The sequence below is a fragment of the Rathayibacter sp. AY1H3 genome, assembly GCF_002932015.1.
Window position 1 is genome coordinate 27,352 of the sequence record NZ_PSUU01000017.1, and the last position, 17,379, is coordinate 44,730.

Below are 17,379 nucleotides of genomic sequence, written 5' to 3' on the forward strand. Positions count from 1 at the left end.
CGAGGCGAACGGTCGATCCGCGTGTGAGCGGATCGGCCTAGCCGGTCGCGACACGCTCTGCGCGTCGCGATCGTGCTTGAAGCCGACCGCGGTGCGCCGTTCCGCGGCTGCCAGCGAGGCGAACGGTCGATCCGCGTGTGAGCGGATCGGCCTAGCCGGTCGCGACACGCTCTGCGCGTCGCGATCGTGCTTGAAGCCGACCGCGGTGCGCCGCTCCGCGGCGCACAAAACGGTTCAGCCCTGCGCGCGGCGGCCGCCGCGGCGGGCGCCGCCGCCGGCGGACTCGCGGGCGGGAGCGGCCGAGGCCGCTCCGCCGGTCGCGGTGCTGTAGAACGAGCGCGATCCGCCCGAGGTCGAGGGGGCACCGGCGGCCGAGCGGCTGCGGCCTCCGCGGGCGCCGCCGCGGGCGGGTCCCTCGGCGGCGGTGCGGTCGCGGCGGGGGCGGTCGCCTCCGCCGGTCGCGGCACCCGTCGAGCGTCCGCCGCGGGGTGCGGCGGTGCCCTCGGTGCGGGCCGCGCGCTTGCGCTGCGCGTTGGCGCCCTGCGAGCGTCCGCCCTGCGACTGGCCGCGGACGGGCTCGACGACGGCGCTGGGGGTGACGTACGGAGCGACGTCGCCGACGAGCTTCGCGACGGCGGCCGAGTCGGCCGTCACCTGCTGGGGCGCGACCTGGATCGCGGCCTTGCGGAGGAGGGTCTTCACGTCGCTGCGCTGCGTGGGCAGGACGACGGTGACGACGTCTCCCTCGCTGCCGGCGCGGGCGGTGCGGCCCGAGCGGTGCAGGTACGCCTTGTGCTCCATCGGCGGGTCGACGTGGATGACGAGCTCGACGTCGTCGACGTGCACACCGCGGGCGGCGACGTCGGTGGCGACGAGGACCTTGACGGTGCCGGCGCCGAACGCGGCGAGGTTCCGGTCGCGGGCGACCTGCGAGAGGTTGCCGTGCAGGTCGACCGCGGGGATGCCCTGGCCGGTGAGCTGCTTGGCGAGCTTCTTCGCGTGGTGCTTGGTGCGCATGAAGAGGATGCGGCGGCCGGTGCCGGACGCGAGCGTCTTCACGAGAGCGTTCTTGGCGTCGAGGCCGTCGACCTCGAACACGTGGTGGGTCATCAGCGCGACCGGCGAGTTGGCCTCGTCGACCGAGTGGAGCACCTCGTTCTGGAGGTACTTCTTGACCAGCTTGTCCACGCCGTTGTCGAGCGTCGCGGAGAACAGCAGGCGCTGCCCGCCGCGGGGGGTCTTGTCGAGGATGCGCGTGACGACCGGCAGGAAGCCGAGGTCGGCCATGTGGTCGGCCTCGTCGAGGACGGTGATCTCGACGGCGTCGAGGTTCACGAAGCCCTGCTTCATCAGGTCCTCGAGGCGGCCCGGGCAGGCCACGACGATGTCGACGCCCTGCTTGAGCGCGGCGACCTGGCGCTGCTGCGAGACGCCTCCGAAGATCGTGGTGGTGACGATGCCGTACGCGTCGGCGAGGGGCTGCATCGCGGCGGTGATCTGCGTGGCGAGCTCGCGGGTCGGCGCGAGGACGAGTCCGAGCGGGCGGCCGGGGCGGCGGCGTCCGCCGGCGAGCGAGCCGCCGAGTCGGGCGATCATCGGGATGGAGAAGGCGAGGGTCTTGCCGGAGCCGGTCTTGCCGCGGCCGAGGACGTCGCGTCCGCCGAGGGTGTCGGGCAGCGTGTCGACCTGGATCGGGAAGGGCTCGGTGATGCCGCTCGCGGTGAGCGCGGCCACGAGGGGGGCCGGCACGCCGAGGGCGCTGAAGGAGAGGGGGGTGTTCGACATGGAGTGGTGCCTTTCGGGGGCATCATGCCGATCGAGGACGCGCGGGCGGTGGCCGGGGCGCGGGTGATCGGCGTTCGGGCGAAGGTGACGGTGGTCACATCCGTTCGCCGTACGATTCGGTGCGCGCGGCCGGGGGCCTCATGCACGTGCGCCAGATGGTCGGGACGGATCCTCGACGGTCAGAGTCCTAGGGGACAAGGGGCGTTCTACGACGCGGGGGAGCGCAGTCGCTGCGCTCGCACCGTCCCACTCTAATGGATGCCGATCCATCCGCGCATCGCGGCCTGCACGCGGGAGCCGTCGCGGTCGCTCAGCTTGGTCCCGACGAAGTCGCCCGCCCAGTCCGAGGTCTGCACGCGGAAGGCCGGTTCCGGGTCGCGCAGGGTCTTCAGGATGACGGCGGCGACGTCGGACGGGTCCTGCGCGTGGGTCGAGGAGAAGGACGACGCGGCGCGGTCGAGGTAGGCGCCGAGCGCCGGCGCGTAGGGGCCGGCCTGCGCGAGCATCGCCGCCGCGTCGATGCCGGCGTTCTCGACGAAGCTGCTGCGGACCGCTCCCGGCTCGATCAGCGACACGTGGACGCCGACGGAGGCGGCGACCGGGGCGAGCGCCTCGAAGAACCCCTCGACCGCGAACTTCGCCGCGCAGTAGTCCTCGTTGAACGGCTGCCCGATCGCGCCGCCGACGCTCGAGACGGTGACGATGCGGCCGCGGGACGAGCGCAGCATCGGCATCGCGGCGCGGGTGACCGCGACGGTGCCGAAGAAGTTGACCTCCATCACGCGGCGCAGCTCCTCCGGATCCTCCAGCTCGAGGGTGCCGAGATGGCCGGCTCCGGCGTTGTTCACGAGGGCGTCGAGACCGCCGAGCTCCTCCTCCACGGCGCGGAGGCAGCCGGCGACGGAGTCCGCGTCGGTCACGTCGAGCGGCCGCAGGTCGAGCTCGACGCGTGCCTCGGCGGCGGCGGCGCGCAGGCCCTCCGCCCGCTCCGGATCCCGCACGGTGGCGACCACCCGCCAGCCCGCGCGCGCGGCCTCGATCGCGGTGGCGCGGCCGATGCCGGTGGAGGTTCCGGTGACGAGGAGGACGGGACGGGGCATGCGGCTTTCCTGCTTTCCGGCGCACGACGGCGCCGCCCGGAGGCTATCGGCCGCCCCTCCGAGAACGTCCAGGGTCGGTGTCAGCCCCGGTAGCGCTCGCCGACCGGCACCTCGACCGGCAGCCGGTTGCCCGCCTGGGCGAGCGGGCAGGCCCAGGCCGGGTCGTAGGCGCAGGAGGGGTTGTAGGCGAAGTTGAAGTCGAGGACCAGCGTCCCCGGGGCGGAGCCCGGACCGAGGTCGGCGCCCTTCACGGTGTCCAGGAGGTAGCGGCCACCGCCGTAGGTGCCGCCGGGTGTCCCCGCGAGGGCGTCCTTGACCGGCAGGAACAGGCCTCCGCCGTAGGACGCGAGGCGCCAGACGTCGAGGCTGCCGGCGTCCGGCACCTCGACCGTGCCGATCAGCTCGAAGGGGACGGTGCCGTCGGTGCCGGTCTCCACGTCCATCCGCCGCGCCTCCTCGGCCGGAGCCACCTCGAGCTCGAAGCGCCAGGCCGCGTCGTAGGGCGCGATCGGCAGCGAGCGGAAGTGCGCGCGGTCGGCCGGGAGGAGGGGGGTGGAGGGGTGCTGCGCGAAGAGCGCGTTGCGTCCGCGGATCCAGGACGCGTGCGCGGCGAGCAGGTCCACGTTCGAGAGCCGGCGCACCTCCGCGTAGAGGGCCTGGACATGGCGGCGCCAGTCCGACACCTCGACCGCCGTCGTGAGGCGGCGGCGGGGCGAGACGCCGTCGTCGTCCTGCTCCTCCTCGTCGGCGGAGGGCCACTGGAGGCGCAGGAGCTCCGAGCGCGACAGCTCGGTCTCCTCCTCGGCGACGCCGTCGGGGCTCATGCGGCGGACTCCCCGCGCGGGCGGGTGTCGGCACCGAGATCGTGGCGCCAGGACGGGGCGAGGGAGCGGATGCGGATGCCGCGCCACTGCCAGAACGCCCACATCGAAGGCCAGAGCGCGGCCGAGGCGAGACCCGCCGAGAACTCGAGGCGGTCGCGGAAGAGCGTGCGCCCGTCAGGGAGCGGGGCCACGGCCATGCGGTGGTCCCACGCGGTGATGAGGCGGAGGGAGCCCGTGAGGGGCCCGCCGCTGTCGCGCAGGATCCGCACGTCGGGCATCGAGGGGACGCGGCGGTAGGAGAGGTCGATCTCCTGCGCGCCCATCGGCACGATCCCGAGGGCGTCCATCGCGACCTCGTGGGAGCCGAGCCCCCAGGTCGGGCGGAAGCCGCCCTCGTCCAGCGACGCGGCGGTCAGGAGCGGGGACATCACCTCCCGGAACACGGCCGGACTCTGCAGGGCGCGCCAGGCGGAGTCGGCGTCGGTGTCGAGCACGTGCTTGAGCATCACCTTCACGAGGGACATCCTCCTCCGCCCGCCCCTGCGCGGGAACCGGGTGCGCGCGGAGCCCCGGACGTGTATGCGCCTCCGGGGCTCGCTACCGTGTCAGGGTGACCGCTCCCGCCGCCTCCGTCGACCAGTCGACCTACCAGATCCGCTTCGAGTGGGGGGCCCGCGCCCTCCGCGTGCTCGCCCCAGCCCACGTCACGGTGCTCGTCGACGCTCTGCCCGGAGGCGAGAGCCCCGACCTCGGGGGAGTGGAGGGCCGCGTCGTCCGCGCGGGCCTGGCCGACCGCTCGGCCGTCGCCCGCTGGATCCTGGAGCGCCAGCACGAGAACGGCGGGCGCACCAGCGTCAACGTGATCGCACTCGGCGACGTCGACGACAGCGGAGCGGCGCGGTTCGCGATGGAGGACCAGCTGGCGGCCGGCGCCGTCGTCGACGCGCTCATCGGGCTGGGCATCGACCACGTCTCGCCCGAGGCCGCGGTGGCCTGCGCGTCCTACGAGGGCCTGCGCCGGGCGTGCGCGCATCTGCTCACCGCGTCCGAGTCCGGCCGCCTGCTCGCCGCCGAGGGGCGGGCGGACGAGGTCCGCGCCGCCGCCCGGGTCGACACCGTCGACGAGGTGGCGGTCCTCCGCTGACCCGCCGCTCCGGCGGGCGCGGCCTCCGAGAGGTGCAGGGCGTCCGCGGAGCGCACAAGCCCCTGCGGATCCGAGCCGCCGCCTCGACCACTCGCCCGCCCCCGGCGTAGCGTTCGGCGGAGGCGGTCCCTCCGCCCCCCGCCCCGACCGAAAGCTGGCCCGCATGAAAGCCGTCCTCAACGACGTCGTCCTCGCCGACGCCCCCGACTCCGACCTGATCTCGATCGAGGGCAACTGGTACTTCCCGCCGTCGAGCATCGCCGAGGGCGTGCTCGTCGAGAGCCCCACGCCCTACACCTGCCCGTGGAAGGGCGAGTGCCAGTACTTCTCGGTGCAGACCGGCGACGGCCTGCAGAAGGACAAGGCCTGGTCGTACCCGCACCCCTACCCGACGGCGTTCGACCGCGTCGGCAAGGACTTCTCGGGCTACGTCGCCTTCGACCGCTCGGTCCGCGTCTCCGACTGACCCGTCCCGCCGCGGCGCCGCTCCCGGTGCCGCGGCGGTGCGTCAGCCGCGCGGGGTTGCGGCGCGCGCCCGGTAGGCCCGGACCTTCGACCGGTTCCCGCAGCGCTGCATCGAGCACCAGCGGCGCGAGCCGGCGCGGGACGTGTCGAGGTAGAGCATCCGGCACTCCGGATCCGCGCAGCGCCTCAGCCGTCCGGCCACGGCCGGGCCCAGCAGCCCCACGGCCTCCCGGGCGATGGACGCAAGCGCCTGCCTGCCCGCCGCATGGAGCCGTCCTGCCTGCCGCGACCCTCCGCCCAGCACCGGTGGGATGTCGGGCATCGCCGCGACCAGGTTGACCACGTCGACGTCGCGCGGGTCGAGCGCGGTGCCCGCCTCGGCCGCGACGGCCAGCCGGGCGATAGCGCCTCGGAGCATCAGCGCGTCGTCGAGGCGCGCGTCCCGGCTCTCGGGGACGACCGCCTCGAAGCGCTCGGCGAGCCAGGCGGCCAGGGCGGCATCGGAGTCGAGGTGCTCGGCCGCTCCCGGAGGCAGTGCTCCGGTCGTGGCGAAGTCGAGTGCGAGGCTCCCGGAGTCGAACCACCAGCGCCGGCCGTCGGCCTCGGGGAGCCACTGCCCGGTGACCGGCGTGCGCCCGCCGTGCGGGGCCTCGTCCGGGGTCACGGCGCCGGGACCGGTCGGCGCCGCCACTGGATCGCGTTCGCGGGCTCGAACCGGCGCGCGCAGCGGCCGCAGGCCAGGGGCCGGGTGGGCCGGCGATGGCGGTAGAAGAGGTATCCGCCCGGGCAGGTGCCGACCCACGGTGCGAGCTCGTCCGCGGTCGGGTTGCTGTGGGTGCGCGATCCCGTGTAGCCGAGCCGCGCCGCGATCCGCCGCCACTGCGGTCCGTGCCCGGCGTCGGGCCCCGCGAGCGCGTGAGCGACCTCGTGCAGGAGGGTCTGCCGGACCTCCTCGTCGCTCCAGCGGGCGGCGAGGTGGCGCGAGACCGTGATCCGGCGGCGCGTCCAGTGGCAGGCGCCGCCGCGGGTGCGCGCGTGGTCGAGCGCGAAGGACCAGGAGGGGTCGAGGTGCTCCTCGATCAGCGCGTCGGCCCAGCGGGCCACGTCCTCGAGGTCGGCCAACGGTGGCGCTGCCTAGGACTCGTCGCCGTCGGCGCGGCGGCGGCCGCGGGCGGTGCCGTCGGTGCGGGCTTCGCGGTCGGTCCCGTCCTGGAACTCGGAGGCGGCGGCGTAGCCCAGGCGGGCGACCTCGAGCTCCTCCTCGGGGACCCCGACGCGCTCGCCGAGGGCGGTCGCGGCGTCGAAGTCGCGCATCGCCCGGCCGTACTCGCCCAGCTCGAAGAAGGTGAGGCCGCGGTGCTTGAGCGCGAAGGAGTGCTCGAGGTGCCACTCGTGCGTGCGGGCCTCCTCGACGCAGAGCGCGAGCTCCGAGAGGGCCTCGTCGGTGCGGCCCCGCAGCTGCATGAGGCGGGCGCGGCGGACGCGGGCGGTGAGCAGCTCGGCGCGGTCGCCGGAGAAGCGGGTGCGGCGGACGGCCTCGTTCGCGAGGTCCCACGCCTCGTCGACGCGCCCGAGCAGGCGCAGCAGCTCCGCCTTCTCGGTGAGCGCGGCGAGGCTGCGCAGCGCGCCGATCTCCTCCAGGCGCTCCTGGGCGGCGTCGACGTCGATCTCCTCGTGGAGGGTCGCGGGGTCGTGGCGGATGATGATGCTCAGGGCGATGCTTCCTCGTGGAGTGCGGATCCGGATCGTCGCGCGCGGCGGACGAGAGGACGGTCGGGGTCGCTGACCCCGGCGTCGAGTGTACCGGCGGGTCCCCGGACGGCGCCCCGACGCGCGGCCCGGGTCAGCCCCGTCGCACCTGGAAGACGCTCCGCGCCGGCAGCGGCGACGGGGTGGCGGTCTCGTCCGTGACGACGAGGGCGCCGGCGATGAAGTTCTCGAGCTCCCGCCCCTGCACCAGCTTGGAGGGCGCGGGGTCGGAGGCGAGGCGCCGCGGCAGGCCGTCGAGCGGCAGCGGATCGGCCGAGGCGAGCATCACCACGTTCCCGAAGCGCTTGGCCTTGAGCATCTGGGTGTCGGTCATGATCGCGGTGTGCGCGAAGACGGAGGCGAGCGTCGCGGCCTGGGCGCGGGCGAAGGCGAGCGCGCCGCCGTCGGCCACGTTCACCGCGACCAGGCCGCCGGGGGCGAGCAGCGGCGCGATCGCCCCGTAGAACTCGGCGCTGGTCACGTGCGCGGGAGTGCGCGCGCCCGAGAAGATGTCGACGACGACCACGTCGACCGTGCCGCGCAGCCCGGGCGGCAGCTTGCCGAGCACCTCGCGGGCGTCGCCCTGGCGGATGCGGATCTGCGCCCCGCGGGGGAGCGGGAGCGCCTCGCGCACCAGCTCGACCAGAGCGCCCTCGATCTCGACGACCTGCTGGCGCGAGCCCGACCGGGTCGCGGCGACGTAGCGGGGGAGGGTCAGCGCTCCGGCGCCCAGGTGGAGCGCCGTGACGCTCTCGCCCTCGGGGGCGACGAGGTCGATCGCGTGGCCGATCCGGCGGACGTACTCGAACGAGAGGTGCGTCGGATCCGCGAGGTCGACGTGCGACTGCGGAGTGCCGTCGACGACCAGGGTCGCCGCCTCGGGCGAGTGGCGGTCGGGCTCGATCCGCGCGGTGTACCCGCTGGCGAGCACGGCGCGGGGGTGCTCGGAGTCGTCTCCGCGTCGGCGGCCGGTGCGTTCCTGCATCCGACCAGTCTGCCGCGGCGGCGGGACGGCGGGGCTCCGCGCCCGGCCCGGTCTTATCGGTCCGGGAGGCCGTGGCCTCGTATACCGGACCCCGCGGGGCGGCGCAAGCATCCGCACTTGCGCGGCGTGGCGCGATGCGGCTATATTCGTACTTTGCGCTCCCGAGTACCCATGCCCTCATATCGCGGTCGGCAGGTCACCGGAACCCGGCATCAGATGGTGGATGCCGTTGCCACACTCTAGCCCCGCCCCCAAGACCGAGTCGCCTCGGTCCGCACGGCGTGCGGGCAGGGGTGGCGGCCCGTCCGGCGGGAGCCCACTCCACACATCCCACAGATTGAGACCCGCGAGGGTCTACGGAGGTTCCTTCCTTGGCTGCTGCGTCCACCGCGACCACCACCTCACCCAAGAACGGACGCGGAGCTTCGCGTCTCTCGTTCGCCAAGATCAGCGACACCCTGACCGTTCCGGATCTGCTCGCGCTGCAGACCGAGAGCTTCGACTGGCTCGTCGGCTCGGAGGCGTGGAAGACCCGCGTCGCCGAGGCGAAGGCCGCCGGCCGGGAGGACCTCCCCGCCAACTCCGGCCTCGACGAGATCTTCGAGGAGATCTCCCCGATCGAGGACCTCAGCGAGACGATGCAGCTGAGCTTCACGAACCCGTACCTCGAGCCCGAGAAGTACACGATCGAGGAGTGCAAGGAGCGCGGCAAGACCTACGCCGCTCCGCTGTACGTCGAGGCCGAGTTCATGAACCACCTCACGGGTGAGATCAAGACCCAGACGGTCTTCATGGGCGACTTCCCGCTGATGACCGAGAAGGGCACGTTCATCATCAACGGCACCGAGCGTGTCGTCGTGTCCCAGCTCGTGCGCAGCCCCGGCGTCTACTTCGAGCGCCAGCAGGAGAAGACGTCCGACAAGGACATCTACTCCGCCCGCGTCATCCCGAGCCGCGGCGCCTGGCTCGAGTTCGAGATCGACAAGCGCGACCAGGTCGGCGTGCGCATCGACCGCAAGCGCAAGCAGTCGGTCACCGTGTTCCTCAAGGCCCTCGGCCTCACGAGCGAGGAGATCCTCGAGCAGTTCGCCGGCTACGAGTCGATCGAGCTGACCCTCGAGAAGGACAACATCCTCACCAAGGAGGACGCCCTCCGCGACATCTACCGCAAGCTCCGTCCGGGCGAGCAGGTCGCCGCCGAGGCCGCCCGCGCGCTGCTGGACAACTTCTACTTCAACTCCAAGCGCTACGACCTCGCGAAGGTCGGCCGCTACAAGATCAACCGCAAGCTCGGCATCGACAAGGCGCTGTCCGACTCGGTGCTCACGGTCGAGGACATCATCGCGACCATAAAGTACCTGGTCGCCCTGCACGACGGCCGCACCGCCCTCCCCGGCGTGCGCGACGGCGAGTCGGTCGAGCTGCGTCTCGACGTCGACGACATCGACCACTTCGGCAACCGCCGAATCCGCGCGGTCGGCGAGCTGATCCAGAACCAGGTCCGCACCGGACTGTCCCGCATGGAGCGCGTCGTCCGCGAGCGCATGACCACGCAGGACATCGAGGCGATCACCCCGCAGACCCTGATCAACGTGCGCCCCGTCGTCGCCGCGATCAAGGAGTTCTTCGGGACCAGCCAGCTGTCGCAGTTCATGGACCAGAACAACCCGCTCGCGGGTCTGACCCACAAGCGCCGCCTGTCGGCGCTCGGCCCCGGCGGACTCTCCCGCGAGCGCGCCGGCGTCGAGGTCCGCGACGTCCACCCCTCGCACTACGGCCGTATGTGCCCGATCGAGACCCCGGAAGGCCCGAACATCGGCCTGATCGGATCGCTCGCGTCCTTCGCGCGCATCAACTCGTTCGGCTTCATCGAGACCCCGTACCGCAAGGTCGTCGACGGCACCGTCACCTCGCAGATCGACTACCTCACCGCGTCCGAGGAGGACGAGTACCTGGTCGCCCAGGCGAACGCCCCCCTCACGAAGGACTTCCGCTTCGCGGAGGGCAAGGTCCTGGTCCGCCCCAAGGGCGGAGAGGTCGAGCTCGTCGACGCCGAGCGCGTCCACTACATGGACGTCTCGCCGCGCCAGATGGTCTCGGTCGCGACCTCGCTGATCCCGTTCCTCGAGCACGACGACGCGAACCGCGCGCTCATGGGCGCGAACATGCAGCGTCAGGCCGTCCCGCTGCTGCGCAGCGAGTCGCCCGTCGTCGGAACCGGCATGGAGGGCTTCGCGGCCATCGACGCCGGCGACGTCATCACCGCCGACAAGGCCGGTGTCGTCCAGGAGGTCTCCGCCGACTCCGTCACCGTCCAGCTGGACGAGGGCGGCACGCAGACCTACTTCCTCCGCAAGTTCGACCGCTCCAACCAGGGCACCTCGTACAACAACCGCGTGGTCGTCTCGGCCGGCGAGCGCATCGAGGTCGGCGAGGTCGTCGCCGACGGCCCCGCCACCGAGAACGGCGAGCTCGCGCTGGGCAAGAACCTGCTCGTCGCGTTCATGCCGTGGGAGGGCCACAACTTCGAGGACGCGATCATCCTCAGCCAGAACCTGGTGAAGGACGACGTCCTCTCCTCGATCCACATCGAGGAGTACGAGGTCGACGCCCGCGACACCAAGCTCGGCAAGGAGGAGATCACCCGCGACCTCCCCAACGTCAGCCCGGAGCTCCTGGCCGACCTGGACGAGCGCGGCATCATCCGCATCGGCGCCGAGGTCCGCCCCGGCGACATCCTCGTCGGCAAGGTCACGCCCAAGGGCGAGACCGAGCTCTCGGCCGAGGAGCGCCTGCTCCGCGCGATCTTCAACGAGAAGAGCCGCGAGGTCCGCGACACGTCGCTGAAGGTGCCCCACGGCGAGCAGGGCACGATCATCGGCGTCAAGGTGTTCGACGCGCAGGACGGCGACGACGAGCTCGGCTCGGGCGTCAACCAGCGCGTGGTCGTCTACATCGCCCAGAAGCGCAAGATCACCGAGGGCGACAAGCTCGCCGGCCGCCACGGCAACAAGGGCGTCATCTCGAAGATCCTGCCGGTCGAGGACATGCCGTTCCTCGCCGACGGCACCCCGGTCGACATCGTCCTCAACCCGCTCGGCGTCCCCGGCCGCATGAACTTCGGCCAGGTCCTCGAGATCCACCTCGGGTGGATCGCGAAGCAGGGCTGGAAGGTCGAGGGTCAGCCGGAGTGGGCCGCGCGCCTGCCCGAGCACGCCCGCGAGGCGGCGCCCGGCACCAAGGTCGCGACCCCCGTCTTCGACGGCGCGGCGGAGGAGGAGCTCGCAGGGCTCCTCGACTCCACCACCCCGACGCGCGACGGAGAGCGCCTGATCGGCTCGTCCGGCAAGACGCAGCTGTTCGACGGCCGCTCCGGGGAGCCCTTCCCGGACCCGGTCTCGGTCGGCTACATGTACATCCTGAAGCTGCACCACCTCGTCGACGACAAGATCCACGCGCGCTCGACGGGCCCGTACTCGATGATCACCCAGCAGCCGCTCGGTGGTAAGGCGCAGTTCGGCGGACAGCGCTTCGGCGAGATGGAGGTGTGGGCCCTCGAGGCCTACGGCGCCGCCTACGCCCTCCAGGAGCTCCTCACCATCAAGTCGGACGACATCCTCGGCCGCGTGAAGGTGTACGAGGCCATCGTCAAGGGCGAGAACATCCAGGAGCCCGGCATCCCGGAGTCCTTCAAGGTCCTCATCAAGGAGATGCAGTCCCTGTGCCTGAACGTCGAGGTCCTCTCGGCCGACGGCACCGCGGTCAGCCTGCGCGACACCGATGACGAGGTCTACCGCGCCGCGGAAGAGCTCGGCATCAACATCTCCTCCCGGTTCGAGTCGTCCTCCGTCGACGACATCTGATCCGCGCCAGCATCTGACGACCTCCCGTCTCTGACGAGACACCCTGTTTTCCGACAAGGAGAAAACATTGCTCGACGTAACCACTTTCGATGAGCTGCGCATCGGCCTCGCAACGGCCGATGACATCCGTCGCTGGTCGCACGGTGAAGTGAAGAAGCCCGAGACCATCAACTACCGCACCCTGAAGCCCGAGAAGGACGGCCTGTTCGGCGAGCAGATCTTCGGACCCTCTCGCGACTGGGAGTGCTCCTGCGGCAAGTACAAGCGAGTCCGCTTCAAGGGCATCGTCTGCGAGCGCTGCGGCGTCGAGGTCACCAAGTCCTCGGTCCGCCGCGAGCGGATGGGCCACATCGAGCTCGCCGCCCCCGTCACCCACATCTGGTACTTCAAGGGCGTCCCCTCGCGCCTCGGATACCTGCTGGACATGGCGCCGAAGGACCTCGAGAAGGTCATCTACTTCGCGGCGTACATGATCATCGACGTGGACGACGACGGCCGTCACGCCGACATGCCCGGGCTCGAGAACGAGCTCCGGCTCGAGATCAAGACCCTCTCGGACCAGCGCGACTCCCGCATCGCGGACCGCCTGGCGCGCCTGGAGACCGACCTCGCCGCCCTGGAGGCGGAGGGCGCCAAGAGCGACCAGAAGCGCCGCACGAAGGACGGCGCCGAGAAGGAGATGGGCCAGATCCGCAAGTCCTTCGACGAGGACATCGCGCGGCTCGAGAGCGTGTGGGAGCAGTTCCGCACCCTCAAGGTCGGCGACCTCAAGCCCGAGGACGCGGTCTTCAACGAGCTCGTCGACCGGTACGGCGTCTACTTCGAGGCCTACATGGGCGCCGAGGCGATCAAGAAGCGCCTCGAGCAGTTCGACCTCCAGGCCGAGGCCGAGACGCTGCACCTGCAGATCGCCGAGGGCAAGGGTCAGAAGAAGATCCGCGCCATCAAGCGCCTGCGCGTCGTCAACTCGTTCCTCGCCACCGGCAACTCGCCGGCCGCGATGGTCCTCGACGTCGTCCCGGTCATCCCGCCGGAGCTGCGCCCGATGGTGCAGCTCGACGGAGGCCGGTTCGCGACCAGCGACCTGAACGACCTCTACCGTCGCGTGATCAACCGCAACAACCGACTCCGCCGCCTGCTCGACCTCGGTGCCCCCGAGATCATCGTGAACAACGAGAAGCGCATGCTCCAGGAGGCGGTCGACGCCCTCTTCGACAACGGCCGCCGCGGCCGCCCCGTCACCGGAACCGGCAACCGCGCCCTGAAGTCCCTGAGCGACATGCTCAAGGGAAAGCAGGGTCGCTTCCGCCAGAACCTGCTGGGCAAGCGCGTCGACTACTCGGGCCGCTCGGTCATCATCGTCGGCCCGCAGCTCAAGCTGCACCAGTGCGGTCTGCCCAAGCAGATGGCGCTGGAGCTGTTCAAGCCGTTCGTGATCAAGCGCCTGATCGACCTGTCGCACGCGCAGAACATCAAGGCCGCCAAGCGCATGGTGGAGCGCTCGCGCCCGCAGGTGTGGGACGTGCTCGAGGAGATCATCCGCGAGCGCCCCGTCCTGCTGAACCGCGCGCCCACGCTGCACCGTCTCGGCATCCAGGCCTTCGAGCCCCAGCTGGTCGAGGGCAAGGCGATCCAGCTGCACCCGCTCGTCTGCGCCGCGTTCAACGCGGACTTCGACGGCGACCAGATGGCCGTCCACCTGCCGCTGTCCGTCGAGGCCCAGGCCGAGGCGCGCATCCTGATGCTCGCGTCGAACAACATCCTCAAGCCCTCGGACGGCCGTCCGGTCACCCTGCCCACGCAGGACATGATCATCGGCCTCCACCACCTGACGACGATCCGCGAGGGCGCCGCCGGCGAGGGCCGCGCGTTCTCCTCCGTCTCGGAGGCGATCCTCGCGAAGGACCAGGGCTCGCTGCACCTGAACTCGAAGGTCAGGATCCGCATGTCGGACGTGTACTTCGCGCAGGGTCAGGCACCCGAGGGCGTCGAGATCGACGAGAACGGCAAGGTCACCGCGCCGGTCCTCCTCGAGACCACGCTCGGCCGCGCCCTCTTCAACGAGGCGCTGCCGGTCGACTACCCCTACTTCGAGCAGGTCGCCGACAAGACGACCATCTCCGGGATCGTCAACGACCTCGCGGAGCGCTACCCGAAGGTGGAGGTCGCCGCCTCCCTCGACCGGATCAAGGACGCCGGCTTCTACTGGGCCACCCGCTCGGGTGTCACCGTGGCGCTGTCCGACATCCTCACGCCGCCGTCGAAGCCCGAGATCATCGCGGGCTACGAGAAGAAGGCCGCGAAGGTCGAGTCCGAGTACGACAAGGGTCTGACCACTCAGGCCGAGCGCCGCCAGGAGCTCGTGAAGATCTGGACCGAGGCGACCGACGAGGTCGCCAAGGCCATGCGCGCGAACTTCCCGACGGACAACACCATCAACCGCATGGTCACCTCCGGTGCCCGCGGCAACTGGCTGCAGGTGCGCAACATCGCCGGCATGCGAGGCCTGGTGAACAACCCGAAGGGCGAGATCATCGCCCGACCGATCATCTCCTCGTACCGCGAGGGCCTGTCGGTCGCCGAGTACTTCATCGCCACGCACGGTGCCCGCAAGGGCCTGGCCGACACCGCGCTCCGCACCGCGGACTCGGGCTACCTGACGCGTCGACTCGTCGACGTCTCGCAGGACGTCATCATCCGCGAGGAGGACTGCGGCACCTCGAAGGGCCTCGACCTGCCGATCATGCTCCAGGACGCCACCGGCGCCTGGATCAAGGACTCCAACGTCGAGAACTCCGTCTACGCCCGTTCGCTCGCCACCCCGGCGTCGAACGAGGCCGGCGAGCTCGTCGCCGAGGCCGGCGAGGACGTGGGCGACGTGCTCATCGAGAAGCTGGTCGGAGCGGGCGTGCGCCACATCAAGGTGCGCTCCGTCCTGACCTGCGAGTCCGCCGTCGGCGTCTGCGCGGCCTGCTACGGCCGCTCGCTCGCCACCGGCAAGCTCGTCGACATCGGAGAGGCCGTCGGCATCATCGCGGCTCAGTCGATCGGCGAGCCCGGCACGCAGCTCACGATGCGCACCTTCCACACCGGTGGATCGGCCTCGGCCGACGACATCACGCAGGGTCTTCCCCGCGTGCAGGAGCTCTTCGAGGCCCGCACCCCCAAGGGCGCGTCGCCGATCGCGGAGGCCGCCGGCCGGATCACCATCGAGGACACCGACCGTGCCCGCCGCGTCATCCTCCAGCCGGACAACGGCGACGAGGCGGTCATCTACCCGGTGCTCAAGCGCTCGCAGCTCCTCATCGAGGACGGCCAGCACGTCGAGCTCGGGCAGCAGCTGCACGTCGGAACGGTCGACCCCAAGGAGGTCCTGCGCGTGCTGGGCGTCCGCGAGGTCCAGAAGCACCTGGTGGGCGGCGTCCAGGGCGTCTACCGCTCGCAGGGTGTGCCGATCCACGACAAGCACATCGAGGTCATCGTGCGTCAGATGCTCCGCAAGGTCACCGTGGTCGACCACGGCGACACGGAGCTGCTGCCGGGCGAGCTCGTCGACCGCTCGCGCTACAGCGAGGTCAACCGTGCGGCTCTGACCGAGGGCAAGCGGACCGCGTCCGCCCGCCAGGAGGTCATGGGCATCACCAAGGCCTCGCTCGCGACCGAGTCGTGGCTGTCGGCCGCGTCCTTCCAGGAGACCACCCGCGTCCTGACGCAGGCGGCCATGGAGGGCAAGCGCGACCCGCTGATGGGCCTGAAGGAGAACGTGATCATCGGAAAGCTGATCCCGGCGGGAACCGGTCTGCCCAAGTACCGGAACGTGTCGGTCGAGGCGACCGAGGAGGCGAAGGCCGAGCGGTACCCCAACCGCATCTTCGCGGACGACGCCGCGTTCAGCGACGCCGACCTCTCGTTCGTCGACTTCGACTCGTTCTCGAGCGACGGCTACGAGCCGGGCAACTACAGCTGATCCAGGTGAGCTGAACGATCGAAGGCCCCGTCGGGACACCGGCGGGGCCTTCGTCGTCCCCGACCCGCGGTCACCCGCACGGGGGGCCGCCCGTTCGCGACGAGCGGCCTTCCCCGCAGGAGCGGGGTGATTGACTCGATGGGTGCTCGTCGGGTCGAGCCTGTACCCGTTCCCCGTCCTGGTCGCGGCACGTGAGGAAACGCGCGGATGAGACTCGTGATCGTCGTGCTGGCCGCACTGCTCGTGGTGGTCGGCGTCGTCGTGGTGCCCGCGGGGCGGGCGGAGGCGGCAGAGGCGGTCGCACCCTCGTCCTGCGGCGTCGCGGAGCTGGCTCCCGTGCTCGCGGGCGACGACGTCCGGCCGCGCTCCGCCGCCGCGCTGGTCCCCATCGTGATGCTGCACGGCTGGCTGGGCACGGCGACGCACGACGCCGACCGCACAGGGGCCTTCTCCCATCTCGTCGACATGGTGTCGTCGGAGTCGGCGACCGCTCCGCTCGACGCTTCCGAGCCGTCCCTCCTCGGCCGGCTGCAGCAGATCGACGGCGCCGCGGTCTACACCTTCGACTACCGCCGGCTCGCCGCGCGCTGGGTCACCGACCCGGGGATCAGCGACGCGCTCGCCTCCTCGATCGCCTGCCTCGTCTCCGCGACCGGGCACCGCGCCGTCGTCGTCGCGCACTCGATGGGAGGGCTCGCCGCCCGCCAGGCGCTGAGCGGCTCGGTCGACGGGACCGCCGTCGCCTCGATGGTCTCGTCCGTCCTCACCTTCGGCACCCCGAACACGGGATCCGACGTCGCGGAGCGCCTCGGACGAATGGTCGACGACTCCGGCCAGGTCAGCCCCGCGGTGATCGCAGGACTGGACCCGCAGAGCCGGCTGAGCGTCTCGGCGATGCTCGCCTCCTGCGGGGACGCCGTCTCGGAGGACGCCGAGCACGCGGGGGAGTGCACGGGAGTGCCGATGATCGACGCCCTCGCCTCGGCGGCGGGCAAGGGCCTGCGGACGGGATCGACCGAGCTCGGCTCCCTGCCGCCCTGGCCCGCCGGCGTGCACGTGACGGCGCTGGTGGGTGACATCCAGGTGACCGCCGCGGTGGCGCTCGGCCTCGCCACCGCGCCGGTCGACCTCGGCGACATCATGGTCGCGACCGGATCGGCGACGGCCGGAGTCGACGACTACGTGGTCTCGACCTGCCGCTACACCTACCTCGCCGCGGCGGACGTGCCGTCCCTCGTCGCCGAGCTCTCGCCGTTCGCGCGGCTCGGCGATGCTCTGCGCTTCGCGAAGCTCGTGGTCGACGTCGACGCGAGCCCGTGCCACCACGCGCGGCTGACCCGGAACGTCGACCTCGTCGAGCACGCCACCGTCGTCGTGTCGGACGTCGTCGCGGGCGAGCTGTCCGCTCCGCACGCCTCTCGAGCGCAGACCGCGGCGAGGGCGCTCCCGGCGGCGGAGGAGTCCCGGAGGCGGTCCTCGTGACCGGTCGGCGGACAC

General features: G+C 71.6%; 13 protein-coding genes. 5 read left to right on the forward strand and 8 right to left on the reverse strand.

All coding sequences use genetic code 11. From position 1 onward, the window contains the following. Positions 1-234: 234 nt before the first annotated feature. The 4 genes from C5C33_RS08370 to C5C33_RS08385 form a co-directional block, all read right to left on the reverse strand. Complete coding sequence (locus C5C33_RS08370; protein ID WP_104225114.1) at positions 235-1,785, reverse strand: DEAD/DEAH box helicase; 1,551 nt, start codon at positions 1,783-1,785, stop codon at positions 235-237. A gap of 251 nt (positions 1,786-2,036) precedes the next feature. Next, a complete protein-coding gene (locus C5C33_RS08375) occupies positions 2,037-2,885 on the reverse strand; it encodes an SDR family oxidoreductase (protein WP_104260905.1) in 849 nt (282 codons plus the stop codon). An 80-nt stretch (positions 2,886-2,965) separates the two neighbouring features. Further along, complete coding sequence (locus tag C5C33_RS08380; protein ID WP_104260906.1) at positions 2,966-3,709, reverse strand: DUF1684 domain-containing protein; 744 nt, start codon at positions 3,707-3,709, stop codon at positions 2,966-2,968. Further along, positions 3,706-4,233 (reverse strand): hypothetical protein, encoded by a 528-nt coding sequence (locus C5C33_RS08385; RefSeq protein ID WP_244248113.1) that lies wholly within the window; start codon positions 4,231-4,233, stop codon positions 3,706-3,708. The genes C5C33_RS08380 and C5C33_RS08385 overlap by 4 nt, the downstream gene beginning before the upstream one ends. Before the next feature lie 86 nt (positions 4,234-4,319). Here C5C33_RS08385 and C5C33_RS08390 point away from each other — a divergent pair, with 86 nt between their 5' ends. Together C5C33_RS08390 and C5C33_RS08395 are read left to right on the forward strand one after the other, a co-directional pair. Next, positions 4,320-4,853 carry a 2-phosphosulfolactate phosphatase gene (locus tag C5C33_RS08390; RefSeq protein ID WP_104233930.1) on the forward strand — a complete coding sequence of 178 codons (534 nt, stop codon included), beginning with the start codon at positions 4,320-4,322 and terminating at the stop codon, positions 4,851-4,853. Between the two features lie 163 nt (positions 4,854-5,016). Further along, the gene (locus C5C33_RS08395) at positions 5,017-5,319 is read left to right on the forward strand and encodes a DUF427 domain-containing protein (protein WP_104224584.1); all 303 of its coding nucleotides are present in this window, start codon (positions 5,017-5,019) and stop codon (positions 5,317-5,319) included. Between the two features lie 42 nt (positions 5,320-5,361). Here the strand turns inward: C5C33_RS08395 and C5C33_RS08400 are convergent, their stop codons facing one another. From C5C33_RS08400 to C5C33_RS08415, 4 genes are all read right to left on the reverse strand, one after another. Then, positions 5,362-6,009: a CGNR zinc finger domain-containing protein gene (locus C5C33_RS08400; protein WP_258065684.1), complete on the reverse strand. Its 648-nt coding sequence runs from the start codon at positions 6,007-6,009 to the stop codon at positions 5,362-5,364. Continuing rightward, on the reverse strand, positions 5,979-6,440 hold the full coding sequence (locus tag C5C33_RS08405; protein ID WP_104260907.1) for a SprT-like domain-containing protein: 462 nt from the start codon (positions 6,438-6,440) through the stop codon (positions 5,979-5,981). Before C5C33_RS08405 ends, C5C33_RS08400 begins: the two co-directional genes overlap by 31 nt. 12 nt (positions 6,441-6,452) lie before the next feature. After that, positions 6,453-6,782, reverse strand: a complete 330-nt coding sequence (locus C5C33_RS18475; protein ID WP_181027192.1) for a hypothetical protein — start codon at positions 6,780-6,782, stop codon at positions 6,453-6,455. A gap of 379 nt (positions 6,783-7,161) precedes the next feature. After that, on the reverse strand, positions 7,162-8,052 hold the full coding sequence (locus C5C33_RS08415) for a spermidine synthase (RefSeq protein WP_104260908.1): 891 nt from the start codon (positions 8,050-8,052) through the stop codon (positions 7,162-7,164). Positions 8,053-8,423: 371 nt separating this feature from the next. Between C5C33_RS08415 and rpoB the strand changes: the two genes are divergently transcribed. The 3 genes from rpoB (at position 8,424) to C5C33_RS08430 (ending at position 17,364) form a co-directional block, all read left to right on the forward strand. Continuing rightward, positions 8,424-11,915 (forward strand): DNA-directed RNA polymerase subunit beta, encoded by a 3,492-nt coding sequence (gene rpoB, locus C5C33_RS08420; protein WP_104260909.1) that lies wholly within the window; start codon positions 8,424-8,426, stop codon positions 11,913-11,915. A gap of 67 nt (positions 11,916-11,982) precedes the next feature. Then, positions 11,983-15,882 carry a DNA-directed RNA polymerase subunit beta' gene (locus C5C33_RS08425; protein WP_104224580.1) on the forward strand — a complete coding sequence of 1,300 codons (3,900 nt, stop codon included), beginning with the start codon at positions 11,983-11,985 and terminating at the stop codon, positions 15,880-15,882. Between the two features lie 207 nt (positions 15,883-16,089). After that, positions 16,090-17,364, forward strand: coding sequence for a triacylglycerol lipase (locus C5C33_RS08430; protein WP_104260910.1), 1,275 nt, complete (start codon positions 16,090-16,092; stop codon positions 17,362-17,364). The last annotated feature ends 15 nt before the right edge of the window (positions 17,365-17,379 follow it).